This window comes from Nocardioides sp. QY071 (assembly GCF_029961765.1).
Lineage (GTDB): Bacteria > Actinomycetota > Actinomycetes > Propionibacteriales > Nocardioidaceae > Nocardioides.
Map to the genome: position 1 here is coordinate 2301626 of NZ_CP124681.1, position 24734 is coordinate 2326359.

Annotated in this window: 24 protein-coding genes; 12 read left to right on the forward strand and 12 right to left on the reverse strand. The window is 72.4% G+C overall.

Going from position 1 to position 24734, the window contains the following annotated elements:
- Nucleotides 1–33: 33 nt before the first annotated feature.
- Nucleotides 34–708: a class F sortase gene (locus tag QI633_RS10955; RefSeq protein ID WP_282428979.1), complete on the forward strand. Its 675-nt coding sequence runs from the start codon at nucleotides 34–36 to the stop codon at nucleotides 706–708.
- Here QI633_RS10955 and QI633_RS10960 read toward each other — a convergent pair.
- From QI633_RS10960 to QI633_RS10970, 3 genes are all read right to left on the reverse strand, one after another.
- Nucleotides 701–1987, reverse strand: coding sequence for an MFS transporter (locus tag QI633_RS10960; protein WP_282428980.1), 1287 nt, complete (start codon nucleotides 1985–1987; stop codon nucleotides 701–703). The genes QI633_RS10955 and QI633_RS10960 overlap by 8 nt on opposite strands.
- A 68-nt stretch (nucleotides 1988–2055) precedes the next feature.
- The gene (locus QI633_RS10965; RefSeq protein ID WP_141799141.1) at nucleotides 2056–3369 is read right to left on the reverse strand and encodes an MFS transporter; all 1314 of its coding nucleotides are present in this window, start codon (nucleotides 3367–3369) and stop codon (nucleotides 2056–2058) included.
- Nucleotides 3321–3668, reverse strand: coding sequence for a TfoX/Sxy family protein (locus QI633_RS10970; protein ID WP_141799140.1), 348 nt, complete (start codon nucleotides 3666–3668; stop codon nucleotides 3321–3323). Before QI633_RS10970 ends, QI633_RS10965 begins: the two co-directional genes overlap by 49 nt.
- 84 nt (nucleotides 3669–3752) lie before the next feature.
- Between QI633_RS10970 and QI633_RS10975 the strand changes: the two genes are divergently transcribed.
- Entirely contained in the window at nucleotides 3753–4736 is a 984-nt protein-coding gene (locus QI633_RS10975) for a hypothetical protein (RefSeq protein WP_282428981.1), read from the forward strand.
- Nucleotides 4737–4738: 2 nt separating this feature from the next.
- Here QI633_RS10975 and QI633_RS10980 read toward each other — a convergent pair whose 3' ends face one another.
- The 5 genes from QI633_RS10980 to QI633_RS11000 all read right to left on the reverse strand — a co-directional run bounded on the left by QI633_RS10980 (nucleotide 4739) and on the right by QI633_RS11000 (nucleotide 8863).
- On the reverse strand, nucleotides 4739–5938 hold the full coding sequence (locus tag QI633_RS10980; protein ID WP_282428982.1) for a hypothetical protein: 1200 nt from the start codon (nucleotides 5936–5938) through the stop codon (nucleotides 4739–4741).
- Nucleotides 5939–5998: 60 nt separating this feature from the next.
- Complete coding sequence (locus tag QI633_RS10985) at nucleotides 5999–6571, reverse strand: TIGR03086 family metal-binding protein (protein ID WP_282428983.1); 573 nt, start codon at nucleotides 6569–6571, stop codon at nucleotides 5999–6001.
- Nucleotides 6568–7074: an SRPBCC family protein gene (locus tag QI633_RS10990; protein ID WP_282428984.1), complete on the reverse strand. Its 507-nt coding sequence runs from the start codon at nucleotides 7072–7074 to the stop codon at nucleotides 6568–6570. The genes QI633_RS10985 and QI633_RS10990 overlap by 4 nt, the downstream gene beginning before the upstream one ends.
- On the reverse strand, nucleotides 7071–7445 hold the full coding sequence (locus tag QI633_RS10995) for a metalloregulator ArsR/SmtB family transcription factor (RefSeq protein WP_141799137.1): 375 nt from the start codon (nucleotides 7443–7445) through the stop codon (nucleotides 7071–7073). Before QI633_RS10995 ends, QI633_RS10990 begins: the two co-directional genes overlap by 4 nt.
- A 476-nt stretch (nucleotides 7446–7921) precedes the next feature.
- On the reverse strand, nucleotides 7922–8863 hold the full coding sequence (locus QI633_RS11000; RefSeq protein ID WP_235721959.1) for a helix-turn-helix domain-containing protein: 942 nt from the start codon (nucleotides 8861–8863) through the stop codon (nucleotides 7922–7924).
- A gap of 108 nt (nucleotides 8864–8971) precedes the next feature.
- Between QI633_RS11000 and QI633_RS11005 the strand changes: the two genes are divergently transcribed.
- Nucleotides 8972–9283 (forward strand): antibiotic biosynthesis monooxygenase, encoded by a 312-nt coding sequence (locus tag QI633_RS11005; RefSeq protein ID WP_003941073.1) that lies wholly within the window; start codon nucleotides 8972–8974, stop codon nucleotides 9281–9283.
- Nucleotides 9284–9877: 594 nt separating this feature from the next.
- Here QI633_RS11005 and QI633_RS11010 read toward each other — a convergent pair.
- Nucleotides 9878–10603, reverse strand: coding sequence for an NUDIX hydrolase (locus QI633_RS11010; RefSeq protein ID WP_141799136.1), 726 nt, complete (start codon nucleotides 10601–10603; stop codon nucleotides 9878–9880).
- Complete coding sequence (locus QI633_RS11020) at nucleotides 10600–12495, reverse strand: nicotinate phosphoribosyltransferase (protein ID WP_141799135.1); 1896 nt, start codon at nucleotides 12493–12495, stop codon at nucleotides 10600–10602. The genes QI633_RS11010 and QI633_RS11020 overlap by 4 nt, the downstream gene beginning before the upstream one ends.
- A 60-nt stretch (nucleotides 12496–12555) precedes the next feature.
- On the opposite strand from QI633_RS11020, the gene QI633_RS11025 reads away from it, so the two are divergent.
- Both QI633_RS11025 and QI633_RS11030 read left to right on the forward strand, forming a co-directional pair.
- Nucleotides 12556–14010, forward strand: coding sequence for an N-6 DNA methylase (locus tag QI633_RS11025; RefSeq protein ID WP_141799134.1), 1455 nt, complete (start codon nucleotides 12556–12558; stop codon nucleotides 14008–14010).
- Entirely contained in the window at nucleotides 14007–14387 is a 381-nt protein-coding gene (locus tag QI633_RS11030) for a VOC family protein (protein WP_141799133.1), read from the forward strand. The genes QI633_RS11025 and QI633_RS11030 overlap by 4 nt, the downstream gene beginning before the upstream one ends.
- A gap of 10 nt (nucleotides 14388–14397) precedes the next feature.
- Here the strand turns inward: QI633_RS11030 and QI633_RS11035 are convergent, their stop codons facing one another.
- Entirely contained in the window at nucleotides 14398–15207 is an 810-nt protein-coding gene (locus QI633_RS11035) for an NPCBM/NEW2 domain-containing protein (protein ID WP_282428985.1), read from the reverse strand.
- Between the two features lie 72 nt (nucleotides 15208–15279).
- Entirely contained in the window at nucleotides 15280–16038 is a 759-nt protein-coding gene (locus QI633_RS11040; RefSeq protein WP_282428986.1) for an IclR family transcriptional regulator, read from the reverse strand.
- Nucleotides 16039–16148: 110 nt separating this feature from the next.
- On the opposite strand from QI633_RS11040, the gene hutH reads away from it, so the two are divergent.
- The 7 genes from hutH to QI633_RS11075 are packed head-to-tail and all read left to right on the forward strand — an operon-like array spanning nucleotide 16149 to nucleotide 24604.
- A complete protein-coding gene (hutH, locus tag QI633_RS11045) occupies nucleotides 16149–17693 on the forward strand; it encodes a histidine ammonia-lyase (protein WP_141799130.1) in 1545 nt (514 codons plus the stop codon).
- Nucleotides 17690–19363, forward strand: coding sequence for a urocanate hydratase (gene hutU, locus QI633_RS11050; RefSeq protein WP_141799129.1), 1674 nt, complete (start codon nucleotides 17690–17692; stop codon nucleotides 19361–19363). The genes hutH and hutU overlap by 4 nt, the downstream gene beginning before the upstream one ends.
- Before the next feature lie 6 nt (nucleotides 19364–19369).
- Nucleotides 19370–20578, forward strand: a complete 1209-nt coding sequence (locus tag QI633_RS11055) for an allantoate amidohydrolase (protein WP_349016724.1) — start codon at nucleotides 19370–19372, stop codon at nucleotides 20576–20578.
- Nucleotides 20575–21882, forward strand: coding sequence for a formimidoylglutamate deiminase (locus tag QI633_RS11060; protein ID WP_282428987.1), 1308 nt, complete (start codon nucleotides 20575–20577; stop codon nucleotides 21880–21882). The genes QI633_RS11055 and QI633_RS11060 overlap by 4 nt, the downstream gene beginning before the upstream one ends.
- Nucleotides 21879–23036 carry an imidazolonepropionase gene (gene hutI / locus QI633_RS11065; protein WP_282428988.1) on the forward strand — a complete coding sequence of 386 codons (1158 nt, stop codon included), beginning with the start codon at nucleotides 21879–21881 and terminating at the stop codon, nucleotides 23034–23036. The genes QI633_RS11060 and hutI overlap by 4 nt, the downstream gene beginning before the upstream one ends.
- Before the next feature lie 27 nt (nucleotides 23037–23063).
- Nucleotides 23064–23627, forward strand: a complete 564-nt coding sequence (locus QI633_RS11070) for a DM13 domain-containing protein (protein WP_282428989.1) — start codon at nucleotides 23064–23066, stop codon at nucleotides 23625–23627.
- Nucleotides 23628–23632: 5 nt separating this feature from the next.
- Entirely contained in the window at nucleotides 23633–24604 is a 972-nt protein-coding gene (locus QI633_RS11075) for a DUF389 domain-containing protein (protein ID WP_282428990.1), read from the forward strand.
- The last annotated feature ends 130 nt before the right edge of the window (nucleotides 24605–24734 follow it).

The following is a 24734-nucleotide window of genomic DNA, read 5'->3' on the forward strand; positions in this document are numbered from 1 at the left end:
GCACGGCACCGACACTGCCGCGACAATGGACGGGTGGCTGTGGAGGAGGGGAACCGGCGGCGCGACCTCGCGCTGGTCGCGGGCGTGGTCGCGCTCGTGCTCGTGCTCGCCGTGCTCGTCGGGTGGCTGCTGCTGCGCGGCGGCGACGAGCCGTCACCGCCTGCCGCCGAGCCGCCCGCGGCCTCGCCGTCTCCCACGCCGGCCCCGGCGCCGCCCGCCGACCCGCCCGCCGACCCGTGCGCGCGACCCGCGACGGCCGGGTTCGTGCCGACGGCGATCACCGTCCCCGGGGTGGCTCGCCGGGCACGAGTGCTCGCCCTGCCGCGCGACGCTGCCGGTGTGCCCGGCGTACCTCCCGTCTCCGACAAGCTCGCCTTCGCCTGGGACCGTGGCGGCATCGAGCCCGGCTCGACGGCCGGGCACGTGCTGCTCAACACGCACACCTGGCCCGACGGGACAGCGATGGGCAACAGGCTGCTCGCCGGCCTCGACGTGGGCGGCCGGATCGTGCTTCGGGCGGGGCCACAGGTCGCCTGCTACACGGTGACCGAGCGGACCGAGGTCCTCGCCAGCGACGGGTTCCCGGGGTGGGACGCCGTCGACGGGCCGCCGCAGGTCGTGATCGTGGTGTGCTCGGGCAAGCGGCTGGGGCCGGGGAACTGGACGCACCGGACGCTGTGGTTCGCCAGCCCGGCGACCGCTACCTGACCGCTTCCGGTACGGCGGCCGCCCGCCCGTTCGCCGCAGCCGGCAGGTGCCGCTCCAGCACGGACGTCACCACCGCGATCGCACCGCACCCGATCACCATCAGGCCGATCAGCGAACCTCCGTGGCCGCGCTCGAGCAGGAACCCGGCGACCACCGGGCCGGCGACGGTGCCGGCCTGCACGGCGGCGGCGTTGAGCGCGTTGTAGCGCCCGCGCAGGTGGTCGGCGGCGAGGTCGTTGTTGATCGCGGGCAACGTGGGCTGCAGCAGGGTCTCCCCGATGCCGAACACGATCCCGAAGCCGAGCAGGCCGGTGACGGCGAGCGCGCTGCCGGGGGCGAGGGCGCCGGCGCCCATGAGCAGCCAGGCGGCGGCCCAGAGCAGGGCCATCACCGACAGCACCCGGGTACGGCGCCGGCCGCGGATCCGGCCCATCACGGTGAACTGGAAGGCCACGATGACGAAGGTGTTGAGGGCGAACCCGAGGCCGATCAACTCGGTCGACATGCCGGCGTCGCCGCGGGCGAAGGCGGGCAGGCCGACCTCGAACTGGCCGTAGCCGATGAACGTGGCGACGAAGGTGAGCAGGGTCAGCCAGCGCACGGCGGGGCTGCGCAGGATGGCGCGGTAGCCGGGCGCCCGCCCGGTCTCCAGGCCCGCCTCCAGGTCGCGCGGTGGGTGGAGGACCCGGCCGTGCAGGTGCCGCAGCGGGCCGAGGAAGAGGGCGAGCGGGATCAGGCCGGAGGCCGCGTCGGCGAGGTAGATCGCGGTGAACGTCTCGGGCCGGGTGACGTCGGCGAACAGGCCGCCGACGATGCCGCCGACGCCGAGGCCGAGGTTGATGAGGGCGAAGTTCACGCCGAAGTACTGCTGGCGCACCTCGCCCTCGACGACCGTCGCGATCAGCGAGTTGAACGCCGGCATCGAGGAGCCGAAGTTCACGCCGATCAGGACGAGGGCGATCGCCGCGGCTGCCGGGGTGGTCGCGAAGGCGAGCAGCACGGTGCCGACCACCATCGCGGACTGACCGCCGAGCATGACCGCGCGGGCGCCGTACCGGTCGGTCAGGGCACCGCTCGGTCCGGTCACCACGAACGCCGACAGAGCGATGACCGCCATCAGCACGCCGGACAGGCCCAGGCCGAAGCCGCGGACCTCGTGGAGGTAGATCAGCGTGAACGGCAGCACCAGGCCGCGGCCGAGCGTGGAGATCGCCACCGTGGACAGCAGCCACCGGCCCTCGGTGGGAAGTGCGGTCCAGAACGACTTCAACGAGATCATGCGTGGACCGTGTGCTTCACGCAGGAAATGCTACGGAAGTTGCCGATGGACAACCGAATCGTGTGGGGTCAAACGACCTCGGTTGTGGGGGACCTCACCTCTGCTCCGCCATTGGCGCTCACGGGGACGTGCCGCTCGAGCACCAGCGCCATCACCGCGATGGCCGCGCAGCCCGCGACCATGACCGCGATGTACGCCGCCGCGAGGTCGTGCTGCAGCAGGAAGCCCGCGACGACCGGGCCGGCGATGGCCCCGCCCTGGAAGGCCGCCGCGGTGATCGCGTTGTAGCGCCCGCGGGTGTGGTCGGTCGCGAGGTCGTTGGCCATCGCCGGAACGGTCGGCTGCAGCAGCGTCTCGCCGAGCGCGAACACCGCCATGTAGGCAAGCACCCCGGCGATCGCCAGGCCGCCGCCCGGGACGATGCCGGCGGCGCCGAGCAGACCCCAGGCGACCGCCCAGATCGCGGCCATCACGACCATCACCCGGGTGCGCAGGTGTCGCTTGATCCGGTTGAGCACCGAGAACTGCAGCACCACGATGACCACGGTGTTGACGGCGAACGCCAGGCCGACGGTGCGGGTCGAGACCTCGGCGGCCTGGCGGGCGAAGCCCGGGAACCCGGCCTCGTGCTGGCCGTAGCCGATGAAGGTGCCGACGAAGGTGAGCAGGGTCAGCCAGCGCACGGCGGGCTGGCGGAGGATGGCCAGGTAGCCGACGCTCGCCGGGGCCGTGCCGTCCTCGGGCGCGGTGGCGCGGCCGTGGACGTGGCGCAATGGTCCGAGCAGCAGCGCCAGGGGCACCAGCCCGGTCAGCGCGTCGCCGACGAAGATCGCGGTGAAGGTGTCCGGCCGGTCGACGTCGGCGAACAGCCCGCCGACCACCCCGCCGACACCGATGCCGAGGTTGACCAGCGCGAAGTTGATGCCGAAGTACTGCTGGCGCAGCTCGCCGCTCACGACCGCCGCGATCAAGGCGTTGAACGCCGGCCACGAGACCCCGAAGTTGAAGCCGACCAGCACCAGAGCGACCGCGGCCACCGCGGGTGTCGTCGCGAAGGCCAGGGTCAGGTTGCCCACGATCATGGCCGCGAGGCCGACGAGCAGCACCGCTCGGGCGCCGTAGCGATCGACCATGGCGCCGCCCGGCCCGGTCACCAGGAAGCCGACGACGGCGATCAGCGCCATCAGCGTGCCGGAGAGGCCGAGCTCGAAGCCGCGCACCTCGTGGAGGTAGATCAGCGTGAACGGCAGGGTCAGGCCGCGCCCGAGCGTCTGGATCGCGACCGTCGACAGGAGCCAGCGGCCCTCGGTGGGCAGGGCCGCCCAGAACGACCTCACTTCGGTGGCAGCGTCGCGGCGTACGACGCACCGCGGCGCACCCACGCACCCAGCGCCTCGTCGGTGGCCACGTCGTCGAGGTCGACGCGCAGCCAGCCGCTCATCGAGCGACCGCGCATCTCCATCGGGTACGCCGCCGTGGTCGCCACCAGCTCCTCGCCCTCGGCCGGGTCGACGCGCACCATCAGCCCGCCCTGGCCGCTGGCCGCGACCGCCATGTTGCCGCCGACCATGAAGCCCAGGCCGCCGAACATCTTCTTCTCGGTCAGCTCCCGGCCGGCTGCTCCCGGCTCGTCCGCGAGGAGGTCACGGACCCGCCCGGCCAGCTCTTCGTCGTACGCCATGGGAAGGACACTAGGCGCGGGCACCGACATTCCGCCCGGATGCGGTCGGCGTGTGGTCGAGACCCTTTGTGCAGGATGGCGCCCATGACCGAGCGCTTCGTCGAGCACGGCACCCCCGCCGAGATCCTGGACGTCATCGCCCAGCTCCCCGCCCTGCCGTACGCCGCCCGCGGGGACCAGCTGGACTGGAGCGTGGCCGGTCACGAGGGGGAGTCGTTCGACCGGATGCACGTGTTCGGCCTGGCCTCGCACCCTGACCGGGCACGAGTCCACGAGCTCGCGACCCGCTTGGCCGTCGCGGCCGACCAGCGGTGGGGGAAGCGGCACAGGTTCGCCTGCGCGGCGGTGACGCCGAAGGGCGACCCGGCGCACATCCTCGACCCGCGCGCCGTACCCGCCGCTGCGCTGGAGGCGATGGGCGCGACCGAGGCCGAGTTCTGGAGATTCGGGGACAGCGCTCTCCTCCTGGCGGTGAACCCCGACCACGTGTCGGGTGCCGCCCTCTGCGTGGCTCTGGTGCTGGAGGCGTCGTACCTCGAGAAGCCGGTCGACCGGCTCGCGGTCGCGGACGCCGAGATGGATGCCCGGATCCGCAAGGCGGGCAAGGGCGGCAACAGGAAGCGGAGGTCGGCAGGTGTGCGCTCCGAGCTGCTCGAGGACTTCCTGAGCCGCGACAAGACCCGGATCAACTCCGCCATCGACGTCGTCAACGGCTCGGGAGACGCCGCCCTGCTCGCTCCGGTGGCCGCCGAGCTCCGCGCGGTCCTGGCCTCGATCCGGGCAGCCGACTTCGTGATCGTCGACGGGAACCCTGTCGAGCTGGCGGTGGACCGCCTGGAGATCGTTCGCTCGGGCGGCTGCCTGTGCGCGACGTACCCCCGACGCAGCGCCGACCCGCAGCGTGAGGCCGACAAGGGCTGGGTCAGGATCGAGAGCGAGACCGTGAGCGCGCCCGGTGCTCGCCCGCGGCGCGAGGTCGCCTGCACCTCGTGCGGGTCGGTCTTCGATGTGGAGGAGGGGGAGTACCACGCGACCTGGTGGAAGTGGGTGTTGCGGGGCCGCCGCTGACGTCAGCGTGCCGGCGGACGGGGATCGCGTCCTCCCCAGGCCGCCACCCGGTCCCAGAAGAAGTCGGCCAGGGTGGGAGCGACGGCGACGTCGTCGACGCCTTCTCGCCGCAGGACCACGCGCCCGCCACCGATCGTGATCAGGTAGCCGCCCCGGTCGTCGGTCATGACCTGCGTGGCCACCCCGTAGACGTTCTCGACGTCCCACTGCTGGAACTTCTCGGGGGACGCGTCGATCGCCGCATCCATCGTCTGGATCTCGGCGCACGACATCAGGCGGAAGTCGCCGTCCAGGCCCCACGCCGCTCCGGCGCCGGCGTCCTGCCCGTCGTGCCAGGCCAGGACCTTGCGCTCCCCACCGGACTCCGCGATCGCCTTCTCGCCGGCGGGACGTCGCAGGACATCCCTGAGCGCTGGGGGCATCGTCTCGTCGAGTGCCGTAAGAGCGTCCGACAGGCCGAACCCGAGCTGCTGGGCGCGCAGCTCGTCCCACAGGGGCGTGAAGAACCCTCGGCGGTGCAGGTCCTCGAGGGTGGTGCCGGTCTGCTCGGCGACCCGGCGGAAGGTGGCGACCATGTCGAGCATGCTGGCCACCATGCCCCCGTCGTCACTCCAGCTGCGCTGCCGCCCGAGCTCCTCGGCCTCGTCGAAGCGTCCTTGGTAGGCGAACGACCACAGCAGCGGGACGGTGAGGTTCTCGTCGCGTGGGCTCGCCCGCCTCGCCGCCTCGGCGGCCGCGATGAAACGCTCGCTCGGGGCCCCGGACATGAGGAGGCCGATGGCTCGGTGGACGAGCATCGCGGGCAGCAACCGAGGCTCCGCGCGCTCGCACTGCTCGACCGCGTGGTCGACCATCTGCCAGCCCTGCTCGTGATCGCCGTCGAGCGCGGTCGCCGTGCCGAGCTCGATGAGGTCGAGCCAGTCCTCCTCCGGATGACCTTGGACCACCTCGGTCGCCCACCGCCGCGCCTCCGGGTAGTCATGCCGGGCCAACGCGGCGTCGCGCCGTTCGCGGGCCTCCTCGAGCGCCTCGTCGATGTCCTCGTGGGTCTGCTCGTACGGCTCGAACCGGCCACCGGGATGCTCAGCCGCCGGGTGTCGGCGCTGCCCGGCGGACACCCGCCGGCGGCGCAGCGCGCCGAGGAGCCCCAGCGCCACTCCGGCCACCAGGATGATCCATGCGTTGTCGACGATCAGCTGCATCCGAGACCCCCAAGACGTTCCGTGTGCGTCGACCGTAGTGGTCGACGCACACGGAGTGGGTCAGGGGCGCCACCGCGGGTCGCGGCCGATGAACCCGACCAGCCGGTCCTGCCAGGGCGCGTCCTCGGCGACCGGCACCTTCGCGCCGTACTGCCCGCTCTGGCGCAGCATCTCGTCGAGCGGCGCCATGCCCTCGACCATCGTGCGGCAGCGCTCCGCGTCGAGCGTGTCGTCCTGGCCGGTGGCTCGGGCGAGGTCCCAGGTGTGCATGAAGACGTCGCCGGTGTAGAACTCCGCGATCGCGCGGGGGAGCGGCATCTGAGGCAGCCGGGGGTGCGCGAAGGTGACCTCCGCGTTGGCCGGGTCGTCGAGGACCGCCTGGACGGCGGCGGCGTGGTGGTCCCACGCGGCGACCGGGTCGGCGTCGACGTCCGGGCCGGGCGGGAGCTCGATGTCGGAGCCGTCGGCGAGGAAGGCGGGGAACCACTCCACGAGGTGGCGTACGACGTCGCGCGCCCGCCACTCCGGCACCGGGGTGGGTGCGTCCCATCCGTCGGCCGCCACGCCCCGGACCCGATCGCCGAAGGTGGCCGCGATGCTGCGGTGCTCCTCGGCGGGCCCGTCCGGGATCACCTGCCCGCCCCGGTCAGCGACGCGAGGAGGCGGTCGAGGGCGGCGTAGCCCTCGTTGATGCCGACCTCCATGCCGCTGGCGAGCATGCCGGCGCGCGACTCGAAGTCGTAGACCACCGAGAGCGACTCGAGTCGGGTGCGGCCATCGGGAAGCTCGACGAAGACCATCGTGTCGAGGCTGACCGCCTCGGGCATCTCCTCGAAGCCGAAGGTCTGCACGATCCTCTCGTTCTGGTCGACCCGGTGCACCGCACCGTAGAAGTGGGCGATCTCCACGCCCTCGCGAGTCGCCGTGTAGCGGTACTCGCCGCCGGTGCGGATGTCCCAGACGCCGATCTCCATGCCGACCGTGTCGGGCCCCAGCCACTGCCTGACCAGCTCGGGCTCGACGTGCGCGCGGAACACGAGGTCGCGCGGGGCGTCGAACTCGCGGACGATCCGGACCGTGGGGACGTCGGGGTCCGCCTCGATCAGGGTCTCGGGTGCGGTGCTGCTCGTGGTCATCCTGCTGCTCCTTCGTGTCGCTGCTCGTTCGGGTCGGTGTCCTTGCCCTGCATCCGGGCCAGGACCTGGTCCAGTCGGCGGTAGCGCTCCTCGGCCTGCTGCCGGTAGCGCTCGATCCACTTCGTCATCAGGTCGAACACCTCCGCATCCAGATGGACCGGACGGCGCTGCGCGTCGCGGCTGCGCCGCACCAGGCCGGCCTCCTCGAGCACCTTGAGGTGCTTGGAGACGGCCTGGAGCGAGACGTCGTACGGCGCCGCGAGCTCGCTCACCGTCGCGTCGCCCGCCGCCAGCCGGGCCACCATGTCGCGTCTGGTCGGGTCGGCGAGGGCGCCGAAGACCCGCGACAGCCGGTCGTCTTGCTCAACCACGTGGTTGATTAAAGGTCTTGATCGGGCGCTTGTCAACCATTGGGTTGAGTACGTGAGTCCGCGAGAACCGTTGCGGTTTGGTGGCTCTTCCCAGATGAGGGTGTAGGTCGGCCGGGCGCGTCGGTCCGCAGATAGACGTCGAGGTCTCCCGACGATGGAGGTTCCTACGCCATCCATCCGAAAGACCTCGACGTGACCGACGCTACCCCGCCGGCCGGCTTCGGCCGCCCTGACCTGAGCGCCTTCGCGTCTCATCCCAATCGACCCTGATCGAGTCTGCTGACCCCCTCGACGAGAACGCAGCGACATCACAGCCACCCAACCCCGACCGTCCGGGAAGCCGGGACACGTCACATGGCTTGTGCTGCGGGCGTGTCGAGTGGGTCGTCCAGGGGCGACGCAGAAGCGTCGACGCGACGTGCTGAGAGGTGGTTCCAGTCGAGCACTAGGACACCGGCTACAGGCATGGCGATAGGTCAGGAACGGCGTCGCTCCCTGCGCAGGAGGGAGCGCAGAGTCTCGGCGTTCGCGTAGCCGACCCGTAGCGCGATCTCGGCGGAGGTGAGGTCCGTGGTTGCTGAGAGGTGCCGAGCTCGTTCGATGCGAAGCCGTTGGACGAAGCCGAGCGGAGTGAGGTTGAGCGCCGCACGGACTCGTCGTTCGAGGGTGCGCCGGCTGGTGCCGAGCGACTGCGCGACGAAGGCGACGTTGAACGGTTCGTCCAGGCGGGCGCGCACGAAGCGTTCGAACTCGACGACGATCGGGTCCTCGTGCCGGAGCTGTTCGTAGGCGACGAAGGCCGCCTGCGACGGACGCTCGTCGATGATGAGGAGCTTGGCGACATGTTGGGCCAGGTCGGGGCTGATCGATCGCACGAGTGAGAGCGCGAGGTCGATGTGGGCGAACGCGGCGCCGGCGGTGACGAGGTTCCCGTCGACCACGACCATGGTGTCGAGATCGAGGGCGACGGTCGGATAGCGCTTCAGGAACTCCGGCCCCAGGAACCAGCTGGTCGTCGCCCGCCGATGATGCATCCGTCCGGTCTCGGCGACAGCGAACACGCCGGTGCACGCCGCGGCGATCCGGGTGGTCGCGTCGTCGAGGCGCCCGAGCGAGGCGATGACCGAACGAGCATCTCGGCTCTGGAGGGCGTCGTTGGTAGCGGCGGCCGTGAGGGTTCCAAGCGCAGGGACGACGACCACGTCGAACTCTGCGGACTCCGACAGCGGGTGGTCCACCGACAGGGTCATCGATGCCGTCGTGGTCACTCTCCGTTTCGGTCCGAGGATGGCGAGTTCGATCGGGTCGATCCGCGGGTCGACATCGCCGCGGGCTCCGTCGGCCACCCGCACGATGTCGATGACCGACGCGACAGCCGAACCGAAGCAGCCGTCGATCGCGATCAGTCCGATACGCATGGCGCGAACAATAGCAATACTGCCGTATACGCCACTTCTCACATGCCCTTGCTCGTCATACGCTGAACTCGCTTCACCAAGAAACCTCGACACCTAGGAGAACCCCTCATGTCCACACCCGCATCACTTCCGTATGCCTTCGTCGCCAAGATCGTCGCGGCCGATGGACAGCACGACGCGCTCGCCGATCTGCTCGCCGGCGCTGTCGCGCTCGCCAACGAAGAAGTGGGAACGATTGTCTGGTTCGCGGTCAGGACCCACGCCGACACCTTCTGGATCTTCGATGCATTCCCCGACGAGGCCGCTCGCGACGCCCACGCCAACGGCGCCATCGTCGCAGCCCTGATGGCCAATCAGCACCTCCTCGGCGCAGCACCCGAGATCCTGGCGGCCGACGTCCTCGCGTCCAAGCTCCCGTAGTCCGCCAACGCACGAGACGATCGCGCCCCGCCGAGCCGTCGCCAGGTCGCGACGCAACGCCACGCTGCGTTGCCGAGCGGTGCGAGGCCTATCGGCACAGGACAGGATGCCGGCCGCGAGCGCTCAGCCGGCGAGGGGTCCGTCGCAGAGGAGAGCGACGTCGGTGTCGGGCAGAGCCGTGAGGCCAGCGCATCGCGCGACCACCAGAACCGAACCGCCCCTGCACTGCGTTTCCGCAGGTCAGGGGCTGTTCGCCGGAGCCGCCTGTCGGAATCGAACCGACGACCTAATCACTTCGGCTTTGCGTCTATCGCTTGATGCGCCCACTGGGCGAACGAGCCGCTGACCTGCGCAAACGCCGAGCGTGGGGGACGCCGCCATCCGGTGGTGACCGCCGACGACCGACCAGTACCGACCGTTTCACCGGAGCTTTCGGCGGCGTCGAAGCCGAGCAAGCTCCATTCTCTTAGCTCACCGCGCCCTCCTCCTTGCCGGTCCCGTCGTCGTCGAAGACGTTTCAGGGGTCCCAAACCGCAACGACACGCCGAGAGAACATGCGGTTTGGGACCAAACCGCATGCCTCCGCGAAAAGGATCAGCCCCGCGCCATCGGCGGCTGTACGACGGTCGCCGGGCCCCGCCGGTAGAGCAGCGCCCGCCGCCCGCCGGCCTCGGTGGCCTCGCCGCGGACGTCGGTCGGGACCACGAACCCGTCGGTGCCGAGCACCTTGCGGCGGAAGTTGCCGAGGTCGGGCGGGGAGCCCCAGACCGCGGCGTACACCCGGCGCAGCTCGGGGAGGGTGAACGGCTCGGCGACGAACTCGGTGGCGAGCGTCGTGTACTCCAGCTTGGCGCGGACCCGCTCGCGGGCGTCGAGCAGGATCTGGCGGTGATCGAAGGCCAGCGTCGGGCCGTCCAGGTCGTCGGGGCCCTCGAGGAGGTCGTCGACCACCCACCAGCGGGCGTCGGCGGCGTCGGTGCCGGCCTGCGGCTCGGGCAGGTCGGGGGCCAGGGCCACGTGGGCGATCGAGACCACGCGCTGGCGCGGGTCGCGGTCGGGGGCGGAGTAGGTGCGCAGCTGTTCGAGGTGTCCGGAGAAGCGCGCCGACTCGCCCAGGCCGGTCTCCTCGCGCAGCTCGCGCCAGGCGGCCTGCTCCGCGTCCTCGTCCGGCTCGACGAAGCCGCCGGGCAGCGCCCACGAGCCGGCGAAGGGCTCCTCGCCGCGCTCGACCAGCAGGACGGCGAGCGCGCCGTCGCGGATCGTGAACACGGCCAGGTCGACGGCGACGGCGAACGGCGGGTGCTCGGAGGTGAAGGTCATCGGGCCACCTCCACGCCGGCCGCGGCGAGCTCCTCGAGTGCCGCCTTCGACGAGTCGGGGGCGACGCCGGCGTGCAGCCCGTCGAGCAGCCGGACCCGGAAGCCCGCCTTCACGGCGTCCAGCGCGGTGGCCCGGACGCAGTAGTCGGTGGCGATGCCCGTGACATCGACCTCGGTGACGCCGGCGCCGCGCAGGACGTCGGCCAGCCGCGCGCCCTCGGCGGTGACCCCCTCGAAGGCCGAGTACGCCGGCTCGCCCATGCCCTTGACGACATGGTGCGTCACGGCGCTGGTGACCAGCTCGGGCGCGTACTCCGAGCCCGCCTCGCCCTGCACGCAGTGCACCGGCCAGGTGGTGACGAAGTCCGGCTCCTCGCCGGGCGCGTGGAAGTGGCCGCCGTTGGTCTCCCCGGCGTGGTGCCAGTCGCGGGACGCCGCGACCACCGCGTAGTCGCCGGCGTGGTCGGCGAGGTGGGCGCTGATCCGCTCGGCGACCTCGCGGCCGCCGGTGACGCCGAGCGAGCCGCCCTCGACGAAGTCGTTCTGGACGTCGACGACGACCAGGGCGCGGGTGCTGTCCATCGCTGTCTCCTCTCGTGCTGGGTCACGCAGGGTGGTGGTGAGGTACGCCGGACCGGCGGCGACCGTGCGGGCCTCGGCCGGCAGGGTGGCCAGGGTCGCGGCCGCGAAGTCGCGGACCTCGGTGAGCGCGGGCCGGTGCACGACCTCGCCCGCGCGGATCAGGGCGACCTGGACTGGCCGGGCGCCAGGGCCGGGCGAAGGAGCGTCCTGGCCGGTGAACCACTCGGCGACGAGCGTTCCGGTGGCGTCGTACTCCCGGAAGGCGTGCTTGCGCCCGCCCACCGAGCCCTTGTCCTTGGACTTCTTGGCGACCGAGCGCAGCGGCTCGCCCGGCGCGTCGGCGATCGCGACCAGCTTGTAGACCATGCTCGCGGTCGGGTGGCCCGAGCCCGTGGCGACGCGGGTGCCGACGCCGTACCCGTCGATGGGGGCGTCCGCGAGCGCGGTGATGACGAACTCGTCGAGGTCGCTGGTGACCACGATCCGGGTCCCCGTCGCGCCGAGCGAGTCGAGCAGAACCCGCGCCTTGTGGGACTCCTCGGCCAGGTCGCCGGAGTCGATCCGGACCGCGCCGAGGCCGGTGCCGGCGACCTCGACGGCGGTGCGGATGCCCTGGGCGATGTCGTAGGTGTCGACCAGCAGGGTGGTGCCGACGCCGAGCGCCTCGACCTGGCTGCGGAAGGCCTCGGCCTCGGTGTCGTGGGCCAGGGTGAAGGCGTGGGCGGCGGTGCCGGCGGTGGGTACGCCGAACCGGCGCCCGGCCGCGAGGTTGCTGGTCGTCGCGAAGCCCGCCAGGTAGGCGGCGCGGGCCGTCGCGACCGCCGCCTCCTCGTGGGTGCGGCGTCCCCCCATCTCGATGATCGGCCGCCCGCCGGCCGCGTCGACCATCCGAGCGGCCGCGCTGGCGATGGCCGTGTCGTGGTTGAGGATGCTCAGCGCCAGCGTCTCCAGCAGCAGGCACTCGCCCAGGGTGCCGGTGACGGTGAGGATCGGGCTGCCGGGGAAGTAGAGGTCGCCCTCGCGGTAGCCGTCGACGTCGCCGGAGAACCGGAACTCCGCCAGCCACTGGGCCGTCTCGGCGCCGATGACGCCCTGTTCCTGCAGCCAGGCGAGCTCGTCGGCGTCGTAGGTGAAGTACTCGATCGCCTCGAGCAGTCGGCCCAGCCCGGCGAGCATCCCGTAGCGCCGGCCCTCGGGCAGCCGGCGGGCGAAGGCCTCGAACACGGCGGGGCGGTGGGCGCTCCCGTCGCGGACGAACGAGTCGAGCATGGTCAGCTCGTAGCGGTCGGTGAGCAGTCCGGTGCGGTCCATCGCGACTCCTGGATGTTGTAGTCAGTATGACTATAACGCGGTGGTCTAGCGTTCACCAGCATGGCGGGTGCCTCTGATGCCTATGAACGGCACCTCGCCGAGCACGAGCCCGACCGGCGCCGGGCCCAGGGGTCGTTCTACACCCCGCCCGATCTCGTCGCCTGGATCCTCGACCGCACGCTGCCCGGCGCCGCCTCGGTGCTCGATCCCGCCTGCGGGACCGGGCACTTCCTCGTCGCCGCCGCGGAGCGCCTGGGCGTCCGGGCGGTGCACGGCTCGGACCTCGACCCCGAGGCGGTACGGATCGCGCGCGAGCGGCTGCAGGCGCTGGCGCCGGACGTACCGGCCGCGGAGATCGCCGAGCGGGTCGTCGTCGCCGACGGGCTGACCGCGTGGGAGGGGCGCAGGTTCGACGCCGTCGTCGGCAACCCGCCCTTCCTGGGACAGCTGCGCCGGCACTCCGCCGGGCGGAGCGAGACTCACCGGCGGGCCCTCGGCGCCTACACCGACACCAGCGCGGTCTTCCTGCACCGCGCGCTCGACCTGGCCGGCCCGGGCGGCGTCGTCGCCCTCGTGCAGCCACTGTCGGTCCTCGCCACCCGAGACGCCGGCCCGGTCCGGGCAGCGGTCGCCGAGCACGGCGCCGTCACCGACTTCTGGTGCGGCGACCGGCCGGTCTTCGACGGCACCACCGTGCTCACCTGCGTCCCGGTCGTACGGATCGGCGCCACGCCGCCGACCGAGCCCGATGGCTGGGGGGCGCTCGCCGCACCCGGGTTCGGCATCCCCGCCGTCGCCCTCACCGGCTCCGGAGTGCTCGGTGACCTCGCCACCTGCACCGCCGACTTCCGTGACCAGTACTACGGTCTGGCGCCCTTCGTCCACGACCGCCTGCCCGGTGGCACCCCGCTGGTCACCACCGGCCTGATCGACCCCGCCGAGTCGCGCTGGGGGAGGGCGCCGACGCGCTTTGCCCGCCGGCGGTACGACGCCCCCGCCGTCGACCTCGCCGCCCTGCGTGCCGACGGCGCCCTCGCCCGGTGGGCCGAGGCACGGCTGGTCCCCAAGCTGCTGGTCGCCGGGCAGGGCCGGGTGATCGAGGCGGTCGCCGACGAGGCAGGGGCCTGGCTGCCGTCGGTGCCGGTGGTGAGCGTCGTACCGCACGACCGGTCGGACCTGTGGCGGCTGCTGGCCGTGCTGCTCGCGCCGCCGGTGGTCGCGCACGCCGCCGCCCGCTACCTCGGCACCGGCCTGACCCCCGGCTCGGTCAAGGTCAGCGCGCGCCAGCTCGCCGCGCTGCCATTGCCCACGGACGCCGCGGCCTGGGCCGAGGGCGCCGCGCTGGCGCGCCGGGCCCAGGCGGCGGACGCCGGGGAGCGGCCCCACCTGCTGGCGGCCACCGGCCGGGTGATGACCACGGCCTACGGCGGGGACGCCGAGGTCCACGCGTGGTGGGCGGCCCGGGTGCGGCGTACCGATGACTCCGGCGCGACCTCCGGGTCCACCCCTGTATGAGCGAGTTCCTGGCTGACGGAGTCGAGCTGTTCGCTGGCATCTGTGTGCGCGACCACGCGCGGGCCCGACCGTGGTACGAGGCGCTGCTCGGTGGGCCGCCGTCGTTCATGGCGCACGAGTCGGAGTCGGTCTGGGAGGTGGCTCCGCACCGTTGGCTGGTCGTGGAGGAGCGACCGGAACGGGCGGGCTACGCCGCCCAGACGCTCTTCGTCGACGACCTCGACGCCCGGGTCGCGGCGATCGCGGAGCGCGGTGTCGAGCCGGCCACCGAGGAGGTCTACGGCGACGGCGTGCGCAAGGTGATCTACCGCGACCCGGACGGCAACGAGGTCGGCTTCGGGGGCAATCCCGGAGCCGACCTCGCGGCCGAGCGTTGAGCCGGACCGGCTACTTCCCCGAGGTGCAGAAGACCTCGGGGTCGGCGGCGACGGGCACCGTCCTGGGCGCCGGCGTCAGGTTGCCCGGGTTGTCGGCGGTGAAGCTGAGGCCGACGCGGAACGGGCTTCCCAGCGGGACGGTCACGACCTCCGACTGGGTCAGGCGGAAGGACTTCGCGTAGACCGCGGTGTCGTCGCTGAGGACAGAGATGGTCGCCTGCGCCGTCGAGTCCGAGCTGTCACTGAGACCGAGTCGGGCCCGCAGCGAGATGCAGTTGTGGTTGAGGTTGTAGTCGACCAACGACGGGCCGCTCCACACGTAGCCGACCAGCGCGGGACTGTAGGTCGTCGCGTTGATCTGGACCGTGTTCTGCTGGCTCCAGCCCATGCTGGTGCGGACCTTCAGCTTCGTCAGGTCCTTCCACTCGTAGACCCCGACGGTGACCTTCGCGGACTTCTTCTTGGGCCCGGTCGCGCTGATGACGCGGTACTTCCGGGTCACCGCGGTGGTGGTCTTGTCCTTGAGCCTGTAGGTGCCGTCGGCCTTGACCATGGCGGTGGCCTGGGCCTTCCACGAGGTGCCCTTGCGCTTCTGCTGGAGGGTCACCTTGGTGACCTTCTTGTTGGTCACGGTGCCGGTGACGACGACCTTCTTGCCGCGCGTGACCACGGGGCTCTTGACGGCGATGGTGATGGCCGGGCCGGCGGCGGCCCGGTCGGCCGAGGACGGCGTCTGTGCGGTCGTGGCGCCAGCGGGGGTGGCCAGGGCGAGTGCGGCGGTCAGCAGCAGTGCTGACGGCCCAGCGGTGAGGATTCTCATGGGGGACCGATCCCCACGAGAAGGGTTGCCGAAACCCCATCCGTCACGCCGGTCGCACCTGTCGCAGGACCCCTACCGGCCTCGCAGCCGCCGACTGAGCGTCCCGGCCGTCGCGACGACCGCGCCGGCCAGCCGCTCGCGCTGGCGATCGTCCAGCTCCTCGGTCGGGTAGGTGATCGCCACGCCGGCGACGGGCATCTCGTTGTGGTCGAGCACCGCCGCCGCGACGCTCGCCATGCCCGCGGTGACCTCGCTGTCCTCGATCGCGAACCCGCGTTGCCGGGTCTCGGACAGCACCGATCGCAGCGCGGTGGGGGAGCCCGGGCCGACACCGGTGCGGTCGACGAAGGAGGCCCGGTCAGGGTAGAGCGCACGGACCTGGCTGGCAGGCAGATGGGCGAGGATCGCGCGGCCGCTGGCGGTCAGGTGCGAGGGGAGCCGTACGCCGACGTCGGTGACCAGCGGCGGCCGGCCGGGCGCGCGCTCCTCGACGACGTAGAGCACGTCGCGGCCGTGCGGGACCGCGAGGTGGGCACTGTGGCCGGTGCGGTCGACGAGGGTGGCGAGCGGGCGCCGGGCCAGGCGCTGCAGCGGCGCCTGCCGCTGGTAGCCGGACCCGACCTCGAACGCCGCGACGCCGAGGCCGTAGCGGCGGTCGTCGGCCAGGTGCACCACGAAGCCCTCGTCGGCCATCGCCTGGAGCAGGTGGTACGTCGTGGAGCGGGGGATCCCGAGCTCGCGCGCGATCCGCTCGACGGCGACCGGCTCCGGCTGGCCGGCGAGGAAGCGCAGGACCCGCAGGGCCCGGGTCGCTGCGGGTACCTGTGCCACGTCGTACGTCCTCCCACGGCTGCGAGGGCCGGTCCAGGGTGTCTCGGATCTGAGACCGATCATGCCGCGGGACGCTGGTGGGCGCCAGTCCCAGGGCCCAAGATCGAGGCATGGAGAAAGTGACGATCGGGTCGGGCGCGGTTTCGTTCGACGACGTGGTTGCGGTCGCCCGTGGCGGCGCCGCTGTTGTGCTCAGCGACGAGGCCCTCGCCGCGATCGACAAGGCGCGCGCGGTCATCGAGGACCTCGCCGCGTCCCCGACGCCCCACTACGGCGTCTCCACCGGGTTCGGCGCCCTCGCCACCCGTCACATCGCTCCCGAGCTGCGCGCCCAGCTCCAGCGCTCGCTGGTCCGCTCGCACGCCGCCGGCAGCGGCCCCGAGGTCGAGCGCGAAGTCGTCCGCGGCCTCATGCTGCTGCGCCTGTCGACCCTCGCGACCGGCCACACCGGCGTACGCCGCGAGACCGCCGAGCTGCTCGCCGGCCTGCTCACCCACGGCATCACGCCGGTCGTCCACGAGTACGGCTCGCTCGGCTGCTCCGGCGATCTCGCCCCGCTCGCGCACTGCGCGCTCGCGCTCATGGGCGAGGGACCGGTCCGCAACGCGGCCGGCGAGCTGACCGACGCCGCCAGCGCGCTCGCCGCGGCCGGTCTCACCCCGGTCGAGCTGCAGGAGAAGGAGGGCCTGGCCCTCATCAACGGCACCGACGGCATGCTCGGCATGCTGGTGCTCGCGATCAACGACCTGACCGACCTGCTCAAGGTCGCCGACATCTCGGCCGCGATGTCGGTCGAGGGCCAGCTCGGCACCGACCGCGTGTTCGCCCCCGAGCTGCAGGCCATCCGCCCGCACCCCGGCCAAGCGGCCTCCGCGGCCAACCTCACCGCGATCCTGCGCGACTCCGGCGTCGTCGCCTCCCACCGCGGCCCCGACTGCAACCGGGTCCAGGACGCCTACTCGCTGCGCTGCTCGCCGCAGGTGCACGGCGGCGTCCGCGACACCGTCGCCCACGCCGTCTCCGTCGCCTCCCGCGAGCTAGCCTCGGCCGTCGACAACCCGGTCGTCCTCGCCGACGAGAACCGCGTCGAGTCCAACGGCAACTTCCACGGCGCGCCTGTCGCCTACGTGCTCGACTTCCTCGCGATCGTCACGGCCGACCTCGCCTCGATCGCGGAGCGTCGCACCGACCGCTTCCTCGACAAGGCCCGCAACCACGGCCTGCCGCCGTTCCTCGCCGACGACCCGGGCGTCGACTCGGGCCTGATGATCGCCCAGTACACCCAGGCCGCGATCGTCTCGGAGCTCAAGCGTCTCGCCAACCCGGCCAGCGTGGACTCCATCCCCAGCAGCGCGATGCAGGAGGACCACGTCTCGATGGGCTGGTCGTCCGCGCGCAAGCTGCGCCGGGCCGTCGACGGCCTGACCCGCGTGCTGGCCATCGAGCTGATGACCGCCGCCCGCGCGCTCGACCTGCGCGCCCCGCTGACCCCCAGCCCGGCCACCGGCGCCGTCGTGGAGCTGCTCCGCAACGCCGGCGTGGGCGGTCCCGGCATCGACCGGTTCCTCGCCCCCGATATCGAAATCGCCTACCAGCTCGTCGCCGACCGGTCCGTCACCGGTGCCGTCGCCAACGTGATCGGAGAACTCGCATGACCGACCAGAAGCTCGACAACCCCCGCCTGCCCATCCACGCCGCGACCGGCACCGAGCTCACTGCCAAGAGCTGGCAGACTGAGGCGCCGCTGCGGATGCTGATGAACAACCTCGACCCCGAGAACGCCGAGCGTCCCGAGGACCTCGTCGTCTACGGCGGCACCGGCAAGGCCGCCCGCAACTGGGAGGCGTACGACGCCCTCGTGCGCACCCTGCGCGACCTCGAGGACGACGAGACCATGCTCGTCCAGAGCGGCAAGCCGGTCGGCGTGTGGAAGACCAACAAGTGGGCCCCGCGCGTCCTCATCGCCAACTCCAACCTGGTCGGCGACTGGGCCAACTGGGAGGAGTTCCGCCGCCTGGAGGAGCTCGGCCTGACCATGTACGGCCAGATGACGGCCGGCTCGTGGATCTACATCGGCACCCAGGGCATCCTGCAGGGCACCTTCGAGACCTTCGCCGCGGTCGCCGACAAGCGCTTCAACGGCACCCTCGCCGGCACCATCACCCTCACCGCCGGCCTCGGCGGCATGGGTGGTGCCCAGCCGCTCGCCGTCACCATGAACGACGGCGTGGCGATCTGTGTCGACGTCGACCAGAGCCGGATCACCCGCCGCATCGAGCACCGCTACCTCGACGTCCAGGCCGACGACCTGGAGCACGCCCTCGAGCTGGCCGTCCAGGCCCGCGACGAGAAGCGCGGCCTGTCCATCGGCCTGCTCGGCAACGCCGCGGAGATCTTCCCGCAGCTGCTCGAGATGAAGGCGCCGATCGACATCGTGACCGACCAGACCTCGGCGCACGACCCGCTGTCCTACCTCCCCGTCGGCGTTGCCTTCGAGGACTGGCACACCGCCGCCGAGCGCGACCCGGAGGGCTTCACCAAGGACGCGCAGGCGTCGATGGCCGCCCACGTGCGGGCGATGGTGGAGTTCCAGGACGCAGGCGCCGAGGTGTTCGACTACGGCAACTCGATCCGCGACGAGGCACGCAAGGGCGGCTACGACCGCGCGTTCGAGTTCCCGGGCTTCGTGCCGGCGTACATCCGCCCGCTGTTCTGCGAGGGCAAGGGCCCCTTCCGCTGGGCCGCGCTGTCCGGTGACCCGGCCGACATCGCCGCGACCGACAAGGCGATCCTCGAGCTGTTCCCCGACAACGAGCGGCTCCACAAGTGGATCGGCATGGCGCAGGAGCGGGTCCACTACCAGGGCCTCCCGGCGCGCATCTGCTGGCTGGGCTACAAGGAGCGCCACCTGGCGGGCCTGAAGTTCAACGAGATGGTCAGGAGCGGTGAGCTCAAGGCGCCGATCGTGATCGGTCGCGACCACCTCGACTGCGGCTCGGTCGCCTCGCCGTACCGCGAGACCGAGTCCATGCTCGACGGCTCCGACGCCATCGCCGACTGGCCGCTGCTCAACGCCATGACGGCCGTCGCCTCCGGCGCCACCTGGGTGTCGCTGCACCACGGCGGCGGCGTCGGCATGGGCCGCTCGATCCACTCCGGCCAGGTCTGCGTCGCCGACGGCACCGAGCTCGCTGCTGCGAAGATCGAGGCCGTGCTGACCAACGACCCCGGCATGGGCGTCATCCGCCACGTCGACGCGGGCTACGACCGCGCCATCGAGGTCGCTGCCGAGCGCGGCGTCCGGATCCCGATGCAGGAAGGCTGAGCAGGCGTGGACCAGGTTGTCGACTTCGAGCAGATGTGGCGTGACCTCACGCCCATCGGACGCTCGGCGTCCTCCGGCGGCTACTTCCGCCAGCCGTGGCACGCGGCCGAGCTCGAGCTCCGTGCGTGGTTCCGCGAGGCGGCCACCGCGCGCGGGCTCGAGATTGAGGAGGACCCGTTCGGCAACCTGGTCGCGTGGTGGGGGCCGGCGGCCGACTTCGCCGCGACCGGCAAGGTCCTGACCGGCTCCCACCTCGACTCGGTCCTCGACGGCGGTGCGTACGACGGCCCGCTCGGTGTCGTCTCCTCCTTCGCCGCGCTCGACCTGATGCGTGAGCGCGGGGTGGTGCCGTCCCGGCGCCTCGGTGTCGCGGCCTTCGTCGAGGAGGAGGGCTCGCGCTTCGGCCGGGCCTGCCTCGGCTCCCGGCTCGCGGTCGGTGCCACCACCTGGGACGTGGCGCGCGAGCTCACCGACCGCGAGGGCGTCCGCCTCGGCGACGTCATCGAGGGTCCGGCCGACGGCGCAGGGTCCACCATGCTCGACGGGGTCGGCACCTACGTCGAGCTCCACGTCGAGCAGGGCCGCGGCCTGATCGACCTCGACGCTCCGGTCGGCGTGCACGACGCGATCTGGCCGCACGGCCGCTACCGCTACGACATCGCCGGTCGCGCCGACCACGCGGGCACCACCCGCATGGAGGACCGGGTCGACCCGATGCTGACCTACGCGATGACCGCGCTCGCCGCCAACAAGCAGGCGCGCGTGCAGGGCCAGCGCGCCACCTTCGGCCGGATCGACGTCCGGCCCAACGGCACCAACGCGGTGCCCTCCCACGTCACCGGCTGGCTCGACGCCCGCGCCGAGTCCGACGCCGCCCTCGCCGCCCTGGTCGGCGAGATCGAGCGCCAGGCCACCGAGCGCGCCGGGCGCGACGGCACCACGGTCACCGTCACCGCCGAGTCCGTGAGCGGCGAGGTCGCCTTCGACGTCGCGCTGCGCGACGAGCTCGCGGGACGCCTGGGGGGCGTCCCGGTCCTGCCGACCCAGGCCGGGCACGACGCGGGCATCCTGCAGGACGCCGGCATCCCCACCGCCATGCTGTTCGTCCGCAACCCGTCGGGCGTCTCGCACTCGCCGTACGAGAGCGCCGAGATGGCCGACTGTCTGGCCGGCGTCGAGGCACTTGCAGACGCGCTGACGGGACTTGTGAAGTGACCGCGTACCTCCTCGAGCACGCGTGGGTCGAGGGCCGCGTGCATGACACGGTCCGGGTCGAGGTCGAGCACGGCCGGATCACCTCGGTCGTGCCCGACGCCACCGAGACCGGCGTACCGCTGCGGGGCCTGACCCTGCCCGGCTTCGCCAACACTCACAGCCACGCCTTCCACCGGGCGCTGCGTGGTCGCACCCAGACCGACCGCGGCACCTTCTGGACCTGGCGCGAGCAGATGTACGCCGTGGCCGGGCGCCTCGACCCGGACACCTACTACGAGCTCGCCAGAACGACGTACGCCGAGATGGTGGCCGCGGGCTACACGTCGGTGGGGGAGTTCCACTACCTGCACCACCAGCCCGACGGGACGCCGTACGACGACCCGAACGCGATGGGCAACGCCCTGCTCGCCGCGGCCCGCGACGCCGGCATCCGGATCACGCTGCTCGACACGCTCTACCTCTCCAGCGGCTTCGGCGCCGAGCCCGAGGGTGTCCAGCGGCGCTTCTCCGACGGCAGCGCCCAGGCGTGGCACGAGCGCGTCGCGGCCCTGGCGCCGCTGACCGGCGCCGACTCGGCGATCGGCGTCGCGGCCCACTCGGTGCGCGCGGTCCCGGCCGACGCGCTCAAGGCGTTCGCCCCCTGGGTCGACGGCGGTGCCCCGGTCCACGTGCACCTCTCCGAGCAGGTCAAGGAGAACGCCGACTGCGTCGCCGCGCACGGCGTCACGCCCACCCGGCTGCTCGCCGACCACGGTGTGCTCGGCCCGATGACGAGCGCCGTCCACGCCACCCACCTCACCGACGAGGACATCCGGCTGCTCGGCGAGGCGCGTGCCTTCGCCTCGTTCTGCCCGACCACCGAGCGCGACCTCGGCGACGGCATCGGCCCGGCCCGTCCGTTGCAGGACGCCGGCGCGGTCCTGACCCTGGGCTCCGACAGCCACGCGATCATCGACGCCTTCGAGGAGATGCGGGCGGTCGAGATGAACGAGCGTCTCGCCAGCCAGGCACGCGGCCACTGGACCGCCGCCGAGCTGCTGCTCGCCGGGACCGCCGACGGCCACCGGAGCCTCGGCTTCGCCGACGCCGGTGAGATCGCGGTCGGCCAGCGCGCCGACCTCGTCACCATCGACCTCGCCTCGGCGCGCACCGCCGGCACCGGCGGCGACGAGCACACCGCCGTCTTCGCCGCCACCGGAGCCGACGTCACCCACGTCGTCGTCGACGGCAAGGTCGTCTTCGACGGCAACCACGACCAGGTGGGCCGCGCGCTCGCCGACGCGATCGGGAAGGTCTGGGCATGAGCCTGCTCATCACCAACATCAGCGAGCTGGTCACCAACGACCCGGCGGCCGCGCAGGCGGGCGACCTGCTCGGCGTGCGCACCGACGCCGCGGTCGTCCTCGCCGACGGCAAGGTGGAGTGGGTCGGCGCCGCGGCCGAGGCGCCCGCCGCCGACGAGGTCTTCGACGCCCAGGGCCGCGCGGTGATCCCCGGCTTCGTCGACAGCCACAGCCACCTGGTGTTCGCCGGCGACCGCGCGCTGGAGTTCCAGGCCCGGATGGCGGGGGAGTCGTACGCCGCCGGCGGCATCCGCACCACCGTCGCCGCCACCCGGGCGGCCTCCGACGACCAGCTCGCGGCCGGCGTCGCGCGCCACGTCGCCGAGATGCGCCGCCAGGGCACGACCACCCTCGAGATCAAGTCCGGCTACGGCCTCTCGGTCGACGACGAGGCCCGCTCGCTGAAGGTCGCGCGCCGGTTCACCGACGAGACCACCTTCCTCGGTGCGCACGTGGTCGCGCCCGAGTACGCCGACGACCCGGCGGGGTACGTCGACCTGGTCACCGGCCCGATGCTCGAGGCCGCCGCTCCCCACGCGTCGTGGATCGACGTGTTCTGCGAGCGCGGCGCCTTCGACGAGGACCAGGCCCGCACCATCCTCGCCGCCGGTGCGGCAGCCGGCCTTCGCGGTCGCCTCCACGGCAACCAGCTCGGCGAGGGCCCCGGCGTGCGGCTCGCCGCCGAGCTCGGCCTCACCGCCGTCGACCACTGCACCTACCTCACCGACGACGACGTGCACGCGCTGCGCGACGCCGGCACGGTCGCGACCCTGCTGCCCGGCGTCGAGTTCAGCACCCGCCACCCGTACCCCTCGGGACGCCGCCTGATCGACGCCGGCGTCACCGTGGCGATCGCCAGCGACTGCAACCCGGGCTCCTGCTACACCAGCTCGTTGCCGTTCTGCATCGCGCTGGCCGTGCGGGAGATGGGGATGACCCCGGGCGAGGCCGTGTGGGCCGCCACCGCCGGTGGCGCCGCCGCTCTCGGTCGCAGCGACGTCGGCGTGCTCGTCCCCGGCGCCCGCGCCGACCTGGTCCTGCTCGACGCGCCGACGCACGTGCACCTGGCCTACCGGCCGGGTGTGCCGCTCGTCGCGCGCACCTGGAGCGCCTGAGCGGCACGCTGGCCTAGGGTGGGCGGCATGAGCCGCCGACGCGCGACCTGGCTGGCGATCGGGGGCGTCCTGGTCGTCGTACTCGTCGCGGCGCTGGCGATCTTCGAGCCCTGGCTGCTCGTCGTCGACCGCACCGCCGACGACGCCGACGACCCCGCCGCCGTCGTCGGTACGGCGAGCGGCGGGCTCACCGACACCGCGGTGCCCTCCGCGTCGGGCGACGAGCTCACCCGGGTGGTGCTCGCCTCGGCCGACTTCATCGACGGCGAGCACGACACCGCAGGCCGGGCCACGGTCTACCGGCGCAGCGACGGCAGCCGCTTCCTGCGCATCGAGGACCTCGCCACCTCCAACGGCCCCGACCTCCACGTCTGGCTCACCGACAAGCCGAGCGGCGGCTCGTGCGACGGGTGCCGCGACTCGTGGGGGATCTACGACGACGACGCCTACGTCCGCCTCGGCGAGCTCAAGGGCAACCGCGGCGACCAGAGCTACGAGATCCCCGCCTCCGCCGACCTCGCCGCCATGCGCTCGGTCGTGATCTGGTGCGACCGCTTCAACGTCGCCTTCGGGACCGCACCTCTAACCTGACGTCCGTGCAGCACCTGCGGATCACCTCGCCCCGCGACCTCACCCCGGCTGTCGTCGACGCACTGAAGTGCGACCCCGCGGTCACCAGCCTGACCTGCGTGCACGGCGCCGCACTGGTGCCCGAGGGCGACGTGGTCGAGGCGGACGTGCCGCGCGAGGCGGTCAACGACGTCGTCGACGCGCTGCGGGACCTCGGGGTGGCGCGGGAGGGCTCGATCCACGTCGTACCGATCGCGACCTGGCTCTCGCAGCCCGCCCTGGACGCGGAGCGTCGTACCCCCGGGTCCTCGGCCGACTCCGTGGTCTGGGCCGACGTCACCCAGCGTGCGTTCGAGGAGTCGGAGCTGAACTGGACGTTCCTGACGTTCATGAGCCTGGCGACGCTCATCGCGAGCATCGCGATCGTCCTCGACTCGCAGATCCTGGTGATCGGCGCGATGGTGCTCGGGCCCGAGTTCGTGCCGATCGCGGCCCTCGGACTCGCCCTGGTGCGGCGCCGCCCCACACTGCTGCGCTACGCCGCCCGCTCGTTGGTCGTCGGGTTCGCCGTCGCCATCGTCGTCACGATGCTGGCGGCGTTCGCCGCGCGCGGCCTGGGCTGGGTCACCGCCGCCGACGTCACTGCGCCACGACCCGCGACGGCGTTCATCTACACCCCAGACAAGTGGTCCTTCATCGTCGCCGTCGTCGCGGCCGCCGCCGGCGCGCTCTCGCTGACCTCGGCCAAGGTCGGCGGCCTGTCGGGCGTCTTCATCTCCGTCACCACCATCCCCGCGGCGGGCAATGTCGCGCTGGGACTGGCGTTCGGGCTGCCCGACGAGATCCGCGGCAGCGTGCTGCAGCTGCTGCTCAACATCTCGGGCATGGCCGTCGCCGGCTGGCTCGCCCTCGCCTTCCAGCAGGCCGTGTGGAGCCGGATGTCCGCGCGCCGTGCCCACCTGGTCGCGCGCCTGCGCCGCCATCCCGGCGCGGAGTGACTAGTGGTCATCTCCGGAAGTTGTTCGGGGGTGGCCCGGGTCTGAACGAAGTGGCCCCCGAGTGCGTGCATCGCAAGGCGCAGGCGCGACGCCATACCGGGTTGTCTCGCGAGCGTCTGCAACGCCGCGA

What these genes read in the sequence shown, in the direction of transcription:
- QI633_RS10960 (WP_282428980.1), bottom strand. Translation starts at nt 1,987, where the DNA reads ATGATCTCGTTGAAGTCGTTCTGGACCGCACTTCCCACCGAGGGCCGG.
- QI633_RS10970 (WP_141799140.1), bottom strand. Translation starts at nt 3,668, where the DNA reads ATGGCGTACGACGAAGAGCTGGCCGGGCGGGTCCGTGACCTCCTCGCG.
- QI633_RS10975 (WP_282428981.1), top strand. Translation starts at nt 3,753, where the DNA reads ATGACCGAGCGCTTCGTCGAGCACGGCACCCCCGCCGAGATCCTGGAC.
- QI633_RS10980 (WP_282428982.1), bottom strand. Translation starts at nt 5,938, where the DNA reads ATGCAGCTGATCGTCGACAACGCATGGATCATCCTGGTGGCCGGAGTG.
- QI633_RS10990 (WP_282428984.1), bottom strand. Translation starts at nt 7,074, where the DNA reads ATGACCACGAGCAGCACCGCACCCGAGACCCTGATCGAGGCGGACCCC.
- QI633_RS11000 (WP_235721959.1), bottom strand. Translation starts at nt 8,863, where the DNA reads ATGCGTATCGGACTGATCGCGATCGACGGCTGCTTCGGTTCGGCTGTC.
- QI633_RS11005 (WP_003941073.1), top strand. Translation starts at nt 8,972, where the DNA reads ATGTCCACACCCGCATCACTTCCGTATGCCTTCGTCGCCAAGATCGTC.
- QI633_RS11010 (WP_141799136.1), bottom strand. Translation starts at nt 10,603, where the DNA reads ATGACCTTCACCTCCGAGCACCCGCCGTTCGCCGTCGCCGTCGACCTG.
- QI633_RS11020 (WP_141799135.1), bottom strand. Translation starts at nt 12,495, where the DNA reads ATGGACCGCACCGGACTGCTCACCGACCGCTACGAGCTGACCATGCTC.
- QI633_RS11025 (WP_141799134.1), top strand. Translation starts at nt 12,556, where the DNA reads ATGGCGGGTGCCTCTGATGCCTATGAACGGCACCTCGCCGAGCACGAG.
- QI633_RS11030 (WP_141799133.1), top strand. Translation starts at nt 14,007, where the DNA reads ATGAGCGAGTTCCTGGCTGACGGAGTCGAGCTGTTCGCTGGCATCTGT.
- QI633_RS11035 (WP_282428985.1), bottom strand. Translation starts at nt 15,207, where the DNA reads ATGAGAATCCTCACCGCTGGGCCGTCAGCACTGCTGCTGACCGCCGCA.
- hutH (WP_141799130.1), top strand. Translation starts at nt 16,149, where the DNA reads ATGGAGAAAGTGACGATCGGGTCGGGCGCGGTTTCGTTCGACGACGTG.
- hutU (WP_141799129.1), top strand. Translation starts at nt 17,690, where the DNA reads ATGACCGACCAGAAGCTCGACAACCCCCGCCTGCCCATCCACGCCGCG.
- hutI (WP_282428988.1), top strand. Translation starts at nt 21,879, where the DNA reads ATGAGCCTGCTCATCACCAACATCAGCGAGCTGGTCACCAACGACCCG.
- QI633_RS11070 (WP_282428989.1), top strand. Translation starts at nt 23,064, where the DNA reads ATGAGCCGCCGACGCGCGACCTGGCTGGCGATCGGGGGCGTCCTGGTC.